Origin of the sequence: Lichenifustis flavocetrariae (genome assembly GCF_026130545.1) — a bacterium.
In the GTDB taxonomy this organism is placed as follows: Bacteria; Pseudomonadota; Alphaproteobacteria; order Rhizobiales; family Beijerinckiaceae; genus Lichenihabitans; species Lichenihabitans flavocetrariae.
Genome location: NZ_JAMOIM010000001.1, coordinates 442,704 through 456,304, shown reverse-complemented (window position 1 = coordinate 456,304; position 13,601 = coordinate 442,704). Strand labels below are relative to the sequence as shown.

Below are 13,601 nucleotides of genomic sequence, written 5' to 3'. Positions count from 1 at the left end.
AGCGACGCGTCTAGCCACCAGCCGCGAGGGCCGCTTTTGCCACGCTCAGCCAGTGTCATGTTGAAGAGCGAAATATAGGATTAAGGTCCTGTAGAAACAATCGCGACGGAACTGCCGGTCTCATCGGGGGGGCCAACTCATTCACCTGTTTGCAGCAGCGATCCAAGGCGCTTGGCGCTCTCGAGCAGCATCAGGAAGGCGATCAGCCCGCCGGCAAACAGCACGGCATTGATGCCGAACGCAATCGCCATATCGCCCGCCGAGAACCTGTGCTCGATCAGAAGGGCCCGGAGTCCTTCGAATACATAGGTCGGGGGTAGCAGGAGAGCCACGGGTTGGAGCCACGATGGGAGGACCGACACCGGGTAATAGACACAAGTCAGCGGCATCAAAATGAACATCAGGCTCCAGGCGAGCGCTTCGGCACCGAGACCGTTGCGCAACAGCAGTCCCGCGACGAGCAGCCCGACCGCCCAGCCTGTCAGCATGAGATTGATGAAAAACGCCGCGAGCGCCAGCCCGAGCCCCCAGAGGTTGAAACCGAAGAACAGCACCGCCAAAGCGGTCACGGGCACGATCGCGATGGCGAGCCGCAGAAGGCTCATGGCAATCAGCGCGGCCACGAATTCGAGGGGCCGCAGCGGGCTCATCATGAGGTTGCCGATGTTGCGGGAGTACATTTCCTCCAGAAACGACATCGAAAAGCCGAGCTGTCCGCGGAACAGGATGTCCCACAGCATCACGGCGCCGATCAAGCTTCCGGCCGCCACCATCGGCGCGCTCGGCGCACTGGAGTGGGACACGAACGTCTGGATGAAGCCCCACGTGATCATCTGCACGGTCGGCCAATAGATGAGGTCGGCCACCCGGGGCCAGGACGAGCGAAGAAGATAGATGTACCGCAGCACCATGGCGCCGACGCGTCCCGGCGAGAAGCTGCCGCCTAACTCGGTGATGACGCTCATCGGACGCTTTCCTTCGGGACGGATCGCGCGGCCTGACCTCGGATAACGTCCAGGAAGACGTCCTCCAGATCGTCGCGCCCGAACCGGGCCAGCAGAGCCTGAGGCGTGTCGTCGGCAACGACGCTTCCCGCATTCATGAAGATCACGCGGTCACACAGCCGTTCGACCTCGGCCATGTTGTGTGAGGCGAGCAGGATCGTGGCCCCAAGCCGCCGCCGATAGGTTTCGAGCCGCGCCCGAATCCAGTCGGCCGTATCGGGGTCGAGCGATGCCGTTGGTTCGTCCAGCAGCAGGAGTTCGGGTTCATTGATCAACGCCTTCGCCAGCGCCACGCGGGTCTTCTGACCGGCCGAGAGCTGGCCGGAGGGCCGATCGAGGAAGTCGCCAAGAGCCAAATCCTCCGCAAGTTCGGCCACGCGGTTCTTCACTCGCGCCACTCCGTAGAGCTTCGCGAAAATCGTCAAATTCTGCCGCACGGTCAAACGGTGCGGCATGTCGACGTAGGGACTCTCGAAATTCATCCGTCCAAGAACGGCATGCCGGTCGACGGCCATGTCGACGCCCAGCACCCGAACGGTGCCGGCGGTGGGCAAGATCAGCCCCATGATCATGCCGATCGTCGTGGTCTTGCCCGCTCCATTGCCGCCAAGAAGAGCCGTGACCGACCCTTGGGCGATCGAGAAGGAGAGGTGGGACACGGCCGCTTTGCCCTTATAGAGCTTCGTCACGTCCGACAGAACGATCGCCTTTGAATGTGCGGGAGCGGCACCCACATCGGTGCTCAACATGTGGGACGCCCGGCGTTGCGGGTCGACCTGGATTTGAGGATCATCTTGTGCCCGCCATGCTGAAAAACGCCTTCGACAAACCGCCGAGGCACCTCCGGGTGGCCACGATGGTCGGTCTGCGGTGGCTCGCGATCGGTGGGCAACTGATGGCGGTGCTGGTGACGGCATTCGGCCTCGGCTTCGAGTTTCCGATGATCTGTTGCCTGGTGGTGGTTGCCGCTTCCGGCGTCCTCAACATCGCGCTTCGTTTCAAGTTCCCGTTGACCCATCGATTCGAGGATCGGCCGGCCGCGGTCTTCCTGGCCTTCGATATCCTGCAGCTCTCACTTCTGCTCTACCTCACAGGCGGCTTGAGCAACCCTTTTTCGATGCTGTTCCTGGCTCCGCTGATGATCTCCGCGGTGTCGCTGTCTCCTTACCGCACATTGATCCTGGGCCTTCTGACGGGAGTCGCCGCAACCATTCTGGTCAAATTCCATATGCCCTTGCCCTGGATCCCCGGACAACGGCTCGAATTGCCGCCGGTCTTCGCTCTTGGAACCTGGATGGCCGTGGTGCTTGGCGCAGCCTTCACGGGCGTCTATGCGTCGAGGGTTGCCGAAGAAGCGCGCCAATTGGCCGATGCGCTTGCCGCGACCGAACTGGTGCTCGCGCGGGAACAGCATCTCACGCAGCTCGACGGCCTTGCGGCCGCGGCCGCGCACGAGCTTGGAACCCCGCTCGCCACGATTACGCTTGTGGTGAAAGAACTGATGCGAAATACGGGACCATCGTCCGCACCCATGGACGCCCAGACGTTTCGCGACGAATTGGCGTTGCTCGATCAAGAGATCGGGCGGTGTCGTGTGATCCTCGGCAAGCTCGCATCTCTGAACGACGAGCGTGCGGGGCCGTTGGAGCAGATGACGCTGTCACACATGATCGAGGAGGTCGTGGGGCCTCATCGTCACTTCGGCGTCTCGTTGACTGTTACCCGAAATGGAGTCGGCGACGAGCCTGTTTGCGGACGGAATCCGGGCATTCTGTATGGGCTTGGCAACCTGGTCGAAAACGCCATCGATTATGCCCAGAACTCCGTCCATATCGGCACAGAGTGGACAGAACATTTCGTTCGGGTCTCGATCGTTGACGACGGCCCAGGCTTTTCCCCCGACATCCTGTCGCGGCTGGGCGAGCCGTATCTCAGCTCGAAGAACCAAGAGCGGCGCGCGAAATCCGAAGAAGGTGCCGGGCTGGGGCTCGGGCTTTTCATCGCCAAGACACTCCTCGAGCGATCCGGGGCCGTCCTCCAGATGGGCAATGCGGCGGCCCCAGCCACCGGCGCCGTGATCTCGGTGGAATGGCCGCGCGCTTCATTCGAAGGCGAGCGCGCCAATCCGCCTCAGACAAAACGCCGCCTTCAGACATTACAATCGCTTCAAGGTCTTTGACATAGGTCGAACCGGCCACATGTATCGCTGAGCTACTTTTGAAAGTCTGATTATGTCGCTGCTCCAGGACACGCCCGCCGCTGTCTCGCCCTCGATCGGCGAGGACCCTTCACTGCTGATCGTCGATGACGACAAGCCGTTTCTTACTCGCCTGGCCAGGGCGATGGATTCGCGTGGCTTCAAAGTGGAAACGGCGGAATCGGTTTCCGAAGGACTCGAAACGATATCAAACAGACCTCCGGCCTATGCCGTGATCGATATGCGGCTCGGCGACGGCAATGGTCTCGACGTGATTTCCGAACTCAAGGCGCGTCGGCCAGATGCCCGGGGCATTATTCTTACCGGCTATGGGAATATCGTGACGGCCGTCACGGCCGTGAAGCTCGGCGCATTCGACTATCTCGCCAAGCCTGCCGACGCTGACGAGATCTACTCGGCCCTCATGGCGACGCGTCACGATAAAGCCGAACTTCCGGAAAACCCCATGTCGGCTGATCGGGTCCGCTGGGAGCATATTCAGCGCATTTACGAACTGTGCGGTCGCAACGTCTCGGAGACCGCGCGAAGGCTCAACATGCACCGCCGTACGTTGCAGCGTATTTTGGCCAAGCGCGCGCCCCGCTGATCAACCGACCGGCCTGAGATCTTGGGAGAATCGACGCCACGCCTCGACATAGTGGGCCGCGGATTGCCGCAGCGCAGCCTGCGCGGCGGCATCTAGCTGGCGGATCGCCTTCGCGGGGGTGCCGACGATCAACGATCCTTCGCCGAAGACTTTGTTTTCCGTCACCAAGGCGCCTGCGCCGACGATCGATCCAGACCCGATGCGGGCACCGTTCATGATCGTCGCGCCCATGCCGATGAGGACGTCGTCTCCCAACGTACATCCATGCAGGATGGCGCGATGACCGATCGTGCAGCCGCGCCCCACCGTCAGCGGAAAACCGAGATCGGTGTGGCACACGACGCCTTCCTGCAGGTTGGTGTCCGGACCGATCGACAGGGCTTCGTTGTCGCCGCGCAGGACAGCGCCGAACCAGACGCCGACGCCCTCCGAGAGTGAGACCCGGCCGATGACATGTGCATCGGGCGCGATCCAATACGAACCCTCCGTGGGAAGATCCGGGGTCAGATCCCCGAGAGCGTAGATTGGCATGGCTCGTCCTCTGCTGTTCCCGTGATAATGATCACGAAGGGTGGAGACAACGGGGGCATCGATGCTGATCGACGGAAAATGGGTCGGGGATTGGAAGCCGAGCGACGGGCCGGGCCGCGATGGCAGCTTCGCACGTGCGGCCTCCACGTTTCGTAACTGGATCACGCCGGACGGCGAAGCCGGGCCGACCGGCCTTGGCGGGTTCAAGGCGGAGCCGGATCGCTATCACCTCTACGTGGCCCTGATTTGCCCCTGGGCGAGCCGAACCCTGATGGTACGGAAGCTGAAGAAGCTGGACCGCCTCATCTCCGTGTCGGTCGTCGAACCCGCCTTGACCGATCAGGGGTGGCGCTTCGGCGAGACGTCCGGCGCGGATCACGACGCGCTGAACGGCGCGACCTACATGCATGAAATCTACACGAGGGCCGAGCCGGCCATGAACGGGCGCGCGACCGTGCCGGTTCTGTGGGACAAACAGAGGCAGACGATCGTCAACAACGAATCGGCTGACATCGTCCGGATGCTCAACACGGCCTTCGCAACCCTGGCGGAGCCGTCGATCGACCTCAATCCGGCCGATCTCGCAACGCAGATCGACGCCTTCAACAAGCGGATCTACGACACGCTCAACAACGGTGTCTACAGAGCCGGTTTCGCGCAGTCGCAGCGGGCCTACGAGGACGCCTGCCGCCAAGTCTTCGAGACGCTCGATGCGGTCGATCGTGATCTCGGCGAGACGGGTTTCGTCATGGGCGAGCGGTTCACAGAAAGCGACATTCGCCTCTTCGTCACTCTGATCCGTTTCGACGCCGCCTATCACGGCCTGTTCAAGTGCAACATTCGCACGGTCGCGAGCTACGCGAAGCTTGCCGCCTATCTGAAGCGCGTCCTGGACGTCGAAGGTGTGAGAGACACCGTCAACCTTGATCATATCAAGCGGGGGTACTACTCGATCAAAGCACTGAACCCGCCTGGCATCGTACCGTTAGGACCGGATCTCGGCTGGTTGAGTTTGTGAGGCAAAGCGATCCCTGCGGTGACACCCGCGTGATCGCCCCCATCGGGGCGGTTTGAGACGCGCATCCGAAACCCAGCCAGCTTCTGCTCACTCCGGCAGAGGATGTGTCATGTCGGCGGGAATCACCCAGGCATCGAATTCCTGTTCGGTCACGAAGCCGAGGTTCAGCGCCGCCTCCTTCAGACTCGACCCTTCCTTGTGGGCCAGAAGGGCAATCTTGGCCGACTTCTCGTAGCCGATATGCGGGTTGAGTGCGGTCACCAGCATCAGAGAGTTCTTGAGGTTCGTCTCGATCTTCGCGCGGTTCGGTTCGATGCCTTTGGCGCAGAACGTGTCGAAAGCCCGGCACGCGTCCGAGATCAACATGGTGGATTCCAGCACGTTGTGCAGCATGACGGGTTTGAACACGTTAAGCTGGAAATTGCCTTGCGATCCGGCGAAAGCGACAGCCGCATCGTTGCCGAACACCTGGACCGCCACCATGGTCAGGGCCTCGCACTGCGTCGGGTTGATCTTGCCCGGCATGATGGACGAGCCCGGTTCGTTCTCGGGGATCGTGATTTCATTGAATCCCGCCCGGGGTCCGCAGGCATACCAGCGGACGTCATTGGCGATCTTCATCAGCGCGCCCGCAAGCGTCCGGATTGCGCCGCTCGTGTTGGCGACGGCATCATGCGCCGATAGAGCCGCGAACTTGTTGGGAGCCGAGATGAAGGCGTGCCCGGTCTCGGCCGCGATCTTGGCCGCCGTGACATCGCCGAAGCGCGGATGGGCATTGATGCCCGTGCCCACCGCCGTGCCGCCGATCGCCAAGGCATAGAGTGCCGGCAAAGTGGCCGTGATGGCAGCGAGGGCCTCGTCGAGTTGTGCCACCCAACCCGAAAACACCTGTTGCAGCGTGACAGGCGTCGCGTCCTGCAGATGCGTGCGGCCCACCATGACGACGTCGTCGAATTGCCGCCCCTTGCGCTCGAACGTGTCGCGCAACTGCGTCACGGCCGGGAACAGGTCACGCGAAATTTCCTCGACGATGGCGATATGCATCGCGGTCGGGAAGGTATCGTTGGACGATTGGCCGCGATTCACATCGTCGTTCGGGTTGATTGGCGTCTTGGAGCCGAGCTTGCCACCCGCATTGCGGATCGCGAGATTGGCGATGACTTCATTGGCGTTCATGTTGCTTTGCGTGCCGGAACCGGTCTGGAACACCACGAGCGGAAATTCCTCGTCGACATCGCCGTCGATCACGCTTTGCGCCGCTTTGACGATCATGGCCACCTTGTCGGCCGGCAATTGGCCCAATTCGCCATTGGCGATCGCGGCGCTCTTCTTCAGAATCCCGAAGGCCCGGATGACCGGGCGTCGCCAAACGAAACGTGCGGTGCCGATCGGGAAACACTCGATCGAGCGCTGCGTCTGTGCGCCCCACAGGTGGCCGGCCGGAACCGCGATCTCGCCGAGCGAGTCCTTTTCGATCCGCATCTCGCCTGACGTCTGCTGTGTCATGAAGCCACTCTGAATGTTCTGTCTCGCACTCGCCATAGCGCGATTGGGGACGGCAATCTACCACGGCGCCGGGATGCGGCGATGCAGCCGGCCAGACCCTGACGAGCGGGACGATGTCCTCCAGCGGCGCGTGCGATGAGGGGTTGATATGCGTGCCAGTTTGGCGCGCACGCCCTACAATCAAGGCCTTGGTCCGTTGCCCGCGCGACATGGACAGCCGTTCCAAATCGTGACGGCGGGGGAGAAGATTGATGCACGCAAGCCTGATCGCCGCCACGGCCGCCCTCGGCGGCCTGCTGTTCGGCTACGACACGGGTGTGATCTCAGGGGCCTTGCTGTTCCTGCGCGATGCATTTCACCTGTCGAGCTTCATGCAGGGCGTGGTCACCAGTGTGGCTCTGGCTGCGGCCGCACTGGGTGCCGCAGTCGCGGGCGACGTGGCCGATCGCTTCGGTCGGCGCCCCGTCATCCTGGTCACGGCCTTGATCTTCGTCGCCGGCTCGCTGGTTTGTGCCTTTGCGGGAAGCCTGCCGGTGCTCATCGTCGGACGCCTTCTTGTGGGTCTCGCGATCGGCGTGTCCTCGATGCTGGCGCCACTCTACCTTGCGGAGACGGCGCCAGCGGAATCGCGCGGCGCCCTCGTGTCACTCAATCAGCTGATGATCACCACCGGGATCGTGGTCTCATACCTGGTCGGCTACGCGTTTTCGGCCCAAGGGCAATGGCGGTGGATGCTCGGTCTCGGTGCCTTGCCGGGTGTGATTCTCGCTGGCGGCATGCTGGCACTTCCCGAAAGTCCGCGCTGGCTCGCGGGTCACGGGCACATCGCCGACGCGCGAAGAGCCTTGAAGGCGCTCCGCGGCTCCTACGAGCGCGCAACGGAGGTCGAAGCGGAACTCGCGCAGTTGGAGCAAGACCTGAAACGCGAGGCCAAGGCCGAAGCGAAGCAGCACGTCTCCATCTGGGACCCGTCGAGCCGCATGCCGCTCATCGTAGGCGTCGGCCTCGCGGCCTTCCAGCAGGTGACAGGCATCAATACGGTCATCTATTTCGCCCCCACGATCTTTCAGGCCGCGGGTCTCTCCTCCGCCTCGGCCTCCATCCTGGCGACAGCCGGCATCGGCGTCGTCAATGTCGCGATGACACTGGTGGCCATCCGGCTCATCGATCGCGTCGGCCGGCGCAAGCTGCTTCTCGTCGGGCTCGGCGGCATGGCTGCAAGCCTCTGCGTTCTCGCAGCGGCCTTCCTGTTCCAATCGGGTTCGAGTGTGCTTGGCTGGCTCACGGCGGCCAGTCTCACGGCCTATGTGGGCTTCTTTGCCGTCGGGCTCGGCCCCGTGTTCTGGCTTCTGATCTCGGAGATCTTCCCGCAAGCTGTCCGCGGCCGTGGCATGAGCCTCGCCACCACCGCGAACTGGGGCTGCAACCTCGTCGTCGCCCTGAGCTTCCTGGCCATGGTCGACGCGCTCGGCCGCCCAGTGACCTTCTTTGTCTATGCGGCGCTGACGGCGGCCGCCTTCGTTTTCACACAGCGGTTGGTGCCCGAAACCAAGGGCCGCAGCCTTGAAGATATCCAAACGGTTTGGGACAAGGACCGGGACGTCTTGCCACCGAAACCAGGACATGCGGCGTGATGGCCGGCTGAGTGATTCCATCGAACGGAGCCGATCCGTGACCGCGATTCGAACTCCTCGCCTGCTCCTGCGGCGGTGGCGGCCCGAGGACCTGCCTGCCTATGCCGCGCTCAATGCTGATCCCGAGGTTCGCCGCTGGTGGTCCGCCGGTGTCCTCACGCGCCGGCAAAGCGATGCGCAAGCCGCCAAGCTGCAGGCCCATATCGAAGCGCACGGTTTCGGATTCTGGGCCGTCGAGGCTCCGGGCGTCGCACCGTTCGTCGGTTTTGTCGGGTTGCAATATGTGGATGCACATCTGCCTGTGGGGCCTGCCGTGGAGGCCGGTTGGCGCCTCGCGCGGTCCTTTTGGGGTCTCGGCTACGCCACCGAGGCCGCCGGAGCCGCCGTCGAATATGGCTTCGATCGCCTCGGTTTTCGCGAGATCCTGGCCTATGCGGTGGCGGGCAATCTGCCGTCGCGCCGCGTGATGGAGCGCATCGGCATGCGTCATGACCCCGACGCCGATTTCCATCACCCGGACCGGCCCGACGACGATCCAAAACGACGCCATGTCGTCTATCGCCTGGTCCGGAACAGGCCCGTCTGAAATCCGCGGCCCCGCCGAAGTAAGAGTCCTCCCGACATCAGTCAAATTTTACCGGAACGCGGTACAATCGAGCCGATCGATCGCGACCTGCCGGGCCTGAGCATGCCGAAAACGCCAACACCCAAGCCGCTGTCCGAGCGCCGGGCCCGCACCGAGCACGCCCGGCTCGTGGCCGAGATCAAGGCGCACGATATCGCCTACCATCAGAATGACGCACCCACGATCTCGGATGCCGATTACGATGCGCTTCGCCGCCGCTTGTTGGAGCTCGAAACCTCGTTCCCTGCTCTCGCAACGGTCGAGAGTCCGAGCGAGACCGTCGGGGCCGCGCCTTCGGAAAAATTCGCGCATGCGCGCCACAAGGTGCCGATGCTCTCGCTCGGCAACATCTTCGCTGAATCCGAGGTGGCGGACTTCGTCACGCGGGTTCGCCGGTTTTTGGGCCTGCCGGCGGATGCACCGTTGCCGATCCTCGCGGAGCCGAAGATCGACGGGCTCTCGTGTTCGATCCGCTATGAGGCCGGCGAGATCGCCCTGGCGCTGACGCGTGGCGACGGCTTCGAGGGCGAGGATGTGACCGCCAACATCCGGACGGTGGCGGCGATCCCGCATCGGCTTCTCGGCCCGGATGTTCCCGAGGTCTGCGAGGTGCGCGGAGAAATCTACATGACCAAGCCCGACTTCGCGGCCCTCAATGCCCGGCAGGCGGCGGCCGGGAAGACGGTCTTCGCCAATCCAAGGAACTCGGCCGCAGGTTCGTTGCGGCAACTCGATCCCGCGATCACGGCGTCCCGGCCCCTCCGTTTCTTCGCCTATGCGTGGGGCGAGATGAGCGTGATACCCGCCATCACGCAGAGCGGCATGATCGACGTCTTCTCGCGGTGGGGGCTGCCCACCAACCCGCTCGCGAAACTTTGTGGCACCGTGGACGACCTCGTCGCGCATTATCGCGCCATCGAGTCCGAGCGGGCGGGCCTGCCCTATGACATTGACGGCGTGGTCTACAAGATAGACGATCTCGCCTTCCAGAACCGGCTCGGCTTCGTTTCGCGCGCACCGCGGTGGGCGGTGGCCCATAAGTTCCCGGCCGAGAAGGCCACGACAAGGCTTCTCGCGATCGACATTCAGGTCGGACGCACCGGCTCGCTGACGCCCGTCGCCCGCCTCGAACCCGTGACGGTCGGCGGCGTGGTCGTTGAGAACGCCACCCTTCACAATGAAGACGAAATCGGGCGCCGCGACGTCCGGGTCGGCGATCGCGTGATCGTGCAGCGAGCGGGCGATGTCATTCCGCAGATCCTCGGCCCGGTGCTCGAACCGGACAGCACGCGGGGCGAACCCTATCGTTTCCCGGAGCTCTGTCCGGCCTGCGGATCGGCCGCGATCCGGGAGATCGACCCGAAGACCGGCGTGGCGGATGTCGTACGCCGGTGTACGGGCGGCCTGATCTGCCCGGCTCAGGCTGTCGAACGCCTCAAGCACTTCTGCTCCCGGTTGGCCTTCGATATCGAGGGCCTGGGAGACAGGCAGATCGAGCTTTTTTACGGAGAGGGGCTGATCCGCTCTCCGGCGGACATCTTCACCCTTGCGGAACGCGATACGAAGAGCCTGAAGAAGCTCGCCGACCGTGAAGGCTTCGGTCGAACCTCCGTCCGCAACCTGTTTGCCGCGATCGACGGACGGCGCAAAGTGCCCCTCAACCGTTTTCTCTACGCCCTCGGCATCCGTCACATCGGAGAAACGAACGCACGCCGGCTCGCCAGGCACTTCGGCGGCGTCGATGCTCTACGCGCGGTGGCTCGGGCGGCCCGCGACCCCGCCTCGGAGGCACGGGCCGAGTTGCGCAACATCGAAGGTCTCGGGGACGTGGTGGCTGAAGCCCTCGCGGACTTCTTCTCGGAACCGCACAACGAGACGGTGATCGATGCGCTTCTGGAAAGCGTCGTTGTCGAACCGATGGAGCCCGTGGTCTCATCGAGCCCGGTGGCGGGCAAGACGGTGGTCTTCACCGGATCGCTGGAAAAGATGACGCGAGACGAAGCCAAGGCCAGAGCAGAGGGGCTCGGCGCCAAAGTCGTTGGATCAGTGTCGAAAAAGACGGATATAGTGGTCGCCGGACCGGGCGCGGGCTCGAAAGAGGCCAAGGCCCGAGATCTGGGTCTTCAAGTCTTGAACGAAGAAGAATGGCTCGCGATCATCGGAGCCTGATCGGCGTCGTTGCTGCTCTCGTTTCGGGCGGACCCGATCTTCAGGGAATCTCCAGATCGTATGAGGTCTTAGCGGTGCCGCTTCACCCGAGCGACGCGATCATGCCTTGATCGGATCGGGCTGCAGGGATCGACGACCCCGCCGGGGAATTGCAATCGCGACGGCATAGCCCAGTTGGAGGCAAGCGCAGGCACAGGCCAATCCCAACAGGGCGGATCCGGTTGATGTGAGGCCCGCCAGGACAACAAGCACCGCTATCAGCATCGCGAACACCTGTGCCGGCACGAGCACAAGGACCTTAAAGCGCAGACCGAGCGCCACGCCAGCGGCGAAACCGGCCATTCCCAAAGCGACCATGGATGAACCTCCAGGTCCGATCTAGCGTGGTCGCTCCTAAAGCTGCCTTTTGACAACGATTCGAATGCAATCTAAATAGGCATTAGTTGAGATGGCCGCTGGCGTTCATACGCCCTGGCATAAAATCTCAGCCGACGCTGAAAACACGTTTTTTTGATCGAAGCTTTTTTGATGATCGCTGCAGCCGAAACGAGTGCATTGCAGCATGGAATTCCTGGCAAAAATGGCCGCCGGTCCGTCAAGCTCAAAAACCAGAATAGTTTGCAATTAAGCAATTTCAGAACGCTTGGTTGTCTTCGCGGCAGTGCAGCGTTAAAAAATGGATAAGCAATCTGTGATCATTCGAGTGATGGAGCGTTCCGCTAGATGAGCCAACGTTTAATCGCTTTGGAAACGCCGTCCTCGGTCCTGTCCCGATCCCGAGGCTTCCAGGTCTCTTACCGATCGGTCGGCCTTTGGGTTGGCCTCGTTGAAGTCCTGGCAATCGTGATGAGCAGCATCGTCGGCGAGGCGATCTACGGCGACGTCGCGGGGCACCCGACCGTGACGATGGACATCACCGTCGGCATTGGCTCGATGGCAAGTCTGCTTTATGTGCTTCTCGCGAGGTCGAATGGCCTTTACCGCCTGCCTGTGCTGATCAAGCCCGGCCGCTACATCCAGAAGCTGTTCATGGCCTGCGGTTTCGTGGTGCTTGCGCTCACCACACTTTTGTTTCTGCTGAAGGTTGGCCCGGATTTCTCAAGAGGCACGTGGCTGTGCTTCACTCCTTTGATGATCGCGTCTTGTTGCCTGGTCCGGATCGGCGGGGCAAATTTGATCACCGCTCTTCTTCGGCGTGATGCGATCATCGGGCGACGTGCTTTCCTGGTCGGCGAGTCCGAAGAGCTGATGCGGATCAGTCCGTCCTATCTGCTGCACCAATTCGGCCTTCGCGAAGTCGGTCGAGCCTCGCTCGATCGTGCGCGGGATGGCGACACATCGATCGAGACATCGCGCATTTCGGATGCCCTGGAACATGCGCGCGCCTCGAAGGCAAAGGAGTTCATCGTCGTCGCCAAATGGGAATCGGCTGAGCGGCTGAACGCGATCGAGGAAGCCTTCCGGGTCTCACCTCTCCCGGTTCGACTTCTTCCGAACCACGTCTTCCGGTCGGTCGTTCATCGTCATGGTCCGCATGACGCTTGTGCGATGCAACTCATCGATCTCCAGCGTGCTCCGATGAATTTCGGTGAGTTGGCTTCGAAGCGGGCCGTGGACATCGTGTGCGCTTCTTTCGCGATCATCCTTCTCCTTCCGGTGTTTTTGATCACCGCGATGGCTGTGAAACTTGACTCACCGGGACCGGTGATCTTCCGACAACGTCGCAATGGGTTCAATCAAGACCAGTTCGTCATCTACAAATTCCGAACGATGACGGTCCAGGAGGACGACGACAAGATTGTGCAGGCCAAGAAGGGTGACCATCGCGTCACGCGCGTCGGCCAGTTCCTGCGTCGCAGCAGCATCGATGAATTGCCTCAGTTGTTCAATGTATTGAAAGGTGACATGGCGCTGGTGGGTCCCCGCCCCCATGCTCTCGCGCATGACCGTGAGTACAGTGCTCTGATTGGAGACTATTATCGCCGCCATCACGTCAAGCCGGGGATCACCGGCTGGGCGCAGGTGCACGGCTATCGCGGGGAAACCGCGCGAACCGAGCAGATGCGCCGCCGTGTCGATCTCGATGTCTGGTATATCAATAATTGGTCGCTGCTCACCGACATTCGGATCATGGTGCGCACGTGCTTTGCAGTGATGAAGCAGGACGCCTATTAGGCCTCACACGGCGACAGAGCGTTCAAGGCCTTTTTACAATTCGTGTCCGGTTTAAGGAACGGTCGCTCCCACCTGTTCTCGCATGTCGCGGCTTTGTTGATCCGCCATGCCGTCGCCCGTAGCCTGATAGCGATC

12 protein-coding genes are annotated in these 13,601 nt (G+C 62.2%); 7 read left to right on the top strand and 5 right to left on the bottom strand.

Going from position 1 to position 13,601, the window contains the following annotated elements:
* Nucleotides 1-137: 137 nt before the first annotated feature.
* A complete protein-coding gene (locus M8523_RS02080; RefSeq protein ID WP_282583152.1) occupies nt 138-965 on the bottom strand; it encodes an ABC transporter permease in 828 nt (275 codons plus the stop codon).
* Nucleotides 962-1,753, bottom strand: coding sequence for an ABC transporter ATP-binding protein (locus tag M8523_RS02075; RefSeq protein ID WP_282583151.1), 792 nt, complete (start codon nt 1,751-1,753; stop codon nt 962-964). The genes M8523_RS02080 and M8523_RS02075 overlap by 4 nt, the downstream gene beginning before the upstream one ends.
* A gap of 56 nt (nt 1,754-1,809) precedes the next feature.
* On the opposite strand from M8523_RS02075, the gene M8523_RS02070 reads away from it, so the two are divergent.
* Nucleotides 1,810-3,183 carry an ActS/PrrB/RegB family redox-sensitive histidine kinase gene (locus M8523_RS02070; protein WP_282583417.1) on the top strand — a complete coding sequence of 458 codons (1,374 nt, stop codon included), beginning with the start codon at nt 1,810-1,812 and terminating at the stop codon, nt 3,181-3,183.
* 52 nt (nt 3,184-3,235) lie between these two features.
* Nucleotides 3,236-3,808, top strand: a complete 573-nt coding sequence (locus M8523_RS02065; RefSeq protein ID WP_282583150.1) for an ActR/PrrA/RegA family redox response regulator transcription factor — start codon at nt 3,236-3,238, stop codon at nt 3,806-3,808.
* Here M8523_RS02065 and M8523_RS02060 read toward each other — a convergent pair whose 3' ends face one another.
* A complete protein-coding gene (locus M8523_RS02060; protein WP_282583149.1) occupies nt 3,809-4,339 on the bottom strand; it encodes a gamma carbonic anhydrase family protein in 531 nt (176 codons plus the stop codon).
* 61 nt (nt 4,340-4,400) lie between these two features.
* Between M8523_RS02060 and M8523_RS02055 the strand changes: the two genes are divergently transcribed.
* Nucleotides 4,401-5,357: a glutathione S-transferase family protein gene (locus M8523_RS02055; protein ID WP_282583148.1), complete on the top strand. Its 957-nt coding sequence runs from the start codon at nt 4,401-4,403 to the stop codon at nt 5,355-5,357.
* An 87-nt stretch (nt 5,358-5,444) separates the two neighbouring features.
* Here the strand turns inward: M8523_RS02055 and fumC are convergent, their stop codons facing one another.
* Complete coding sequence (fumC, locus tag M8523_RS02050; RefSeq protein WP_282583147.1) at nt 5,445-6,863, bottom strand: class II fumarate hydratase; 1,419 nt, start codon at nt 6,861-6,863, stop codon at nt 5,445-5,447.
* A 251-nt stretch (nt 6,864-7,114) separates the two neighbouring features.
* On the opposite strand from fumC, the gene M8523_RS02045 reads away from it, so the two are divergent.
* The 3 genes from M8523_RS02045 to ligA all read left to right on the top strand — a co-directional run bounded on the left by M8523_RS02045 (nt 7,115) and on the right by ligA (nt 11,291).
* The gene (locus M8523_RS02045) at nt 7,115-8,497 is read left to right on the top strand and encodes a sugar porter family MFS transporter (protein WP_282583146.1); all 1,383 of its coding nucleotides are present in this window, start codon (nt 7,115-7,117) and stop codon (nt 8,495-8,497) included.
* A 37-nt stretch (nt 8,498-8,534) separates the two neighbouring features.
* Nucleotides 8,535-9,083 (top strand): GNAT family N-acetyltransferase, encoded by a 549-nt coding sequence (locus M8523_RS02040; RefSeq protein ID WP_282583145.1) that lies wholly within the window; start codon nt 8,535-8,537, stop codon nt 9,081-9,083.
* A 102-nt stretch (nt 9,084-9,185) separates the two neighbouring features.
* Nucleotides 9,186-11,291, top strand: a complete 2,106-nt coding sequence (gene ligA / locus M8523_RS02035; RefSeq protein ID WP_282583144.1) for an NAD-dependent DNA ligase LigA — start codon at nt 9,186-9,188, stop codon at nt 11,289-11,291.
* A gap of 99 nt (nt 11,292-11,390) precedes the next feature.
* On the opposite strand, the gene M8523_RS02030 is transcribed toward ligA, so the two are convergent.
* Entirely contained in the window at nt 11,391-11,648 is a 258-nt protein-coding gene (locus M8523_RS02030; protein WP_282583143.1) for a hypothetical protein, read from the bottom strand.
* Between the two features lie 366 nt (nt 11,649-12,014).
* Here M8523_RS02030 and M8523_RS02025 point away from each other — a divergent pair, with 366 nt between their 5' ends.
* Entirely contained in the window at nt 12,015-13,466 is a 1,452-nt protein-coding gene (locus tag M8523_RS02025) for an undecaprenyl-phosphate glucose phosphotransferase (RefSeq protein WP_282583142.1), read from the top strand.
* Nucleotides 13,467-13,601: the final 135 nt, after the last annotated feature.

Excerpts from the sequence above, each read along its gene's own strand:
- M8523_RS02080 (WP_282583152.1), bottom strand. The coding sequence starts at position 965 with ATGAGCGTCATCACCGAGTTAGGCGGCAGCTTCTCGCCGGGACGCGTC.
- M8523_RS02075 (WP_282583151.1), bottom strand. The coding sequence starts at position 1,753 with ATGTTGAGCACCGATGTGGGTGCCGCTCCCGCACATTCAAAGGCGATC.
- M8523_RS02070 (WP_282583417.1), top strand. The coding sequence starts at position 1,810 with ATGCTGAAAAACGCCTTCGACAAACCGCCGAGGCACCTCCGGGTGGCC.
- M8523_RS02065 (WP_282583150.1), top strand. The coding sequence starts at position 3,236 with ATGTCGCTGCTCCAGGACACGCCCGCCGCTGTCTCGCCCTCGATCGGC.
- M8523_RS02060 (WP_282583149.1), bottom strand. The coding sequence starts at position 4,339 with ATGCCAATCTACGCTCTCGGGGATCTGACCCCGGATCTTCCCACGGAG.
- M8523_RS02055 (WP_282583148.1), top strand. The coding sequence starts at position 4,401 with ATGCTGATCGACGGAAAATGGGTCGGGGATTGGAAGCCGAGCGACGGG.
- fumC (WP_282583147.1), bottom strand. The coding sequence starts at position 6,863 with ATGACACAGCAGACGTCAGGCGAGATGCGGATCGAAAAGGACTCGCTC.
- M8523_RS02045 (WP_282583146.1), top strand. The coding sequence starts at position 7,115 with ATGCACGCAAGCCTGATCGCCGCCACGGCCGCCCTCGGCGGCCTGCTG.
- ligA (WP_282583144.1), top strand. The coding sequence starts at position 9,186 with ATGCCGAAAACGCCAACACCCAAGCCGCTGTCCGAGCGCCGGGCCCGC.
- M8523_RS02030 (WP_282583143.1), bottom strand. The coding sequence starts at position 11,648 with ATGGTCGCTTTGGGAATGGCCGGTTTCGCCGCTGGCGTGGCGCTCGGT.
- M8523_RS02025 (WP_282583142.1), top strand. The coding sequence starts at position 12,015 with ATGAGCCAACGTTTAATCGCTTTGGAAACGCCGTCCTCGGTCCTGTCC.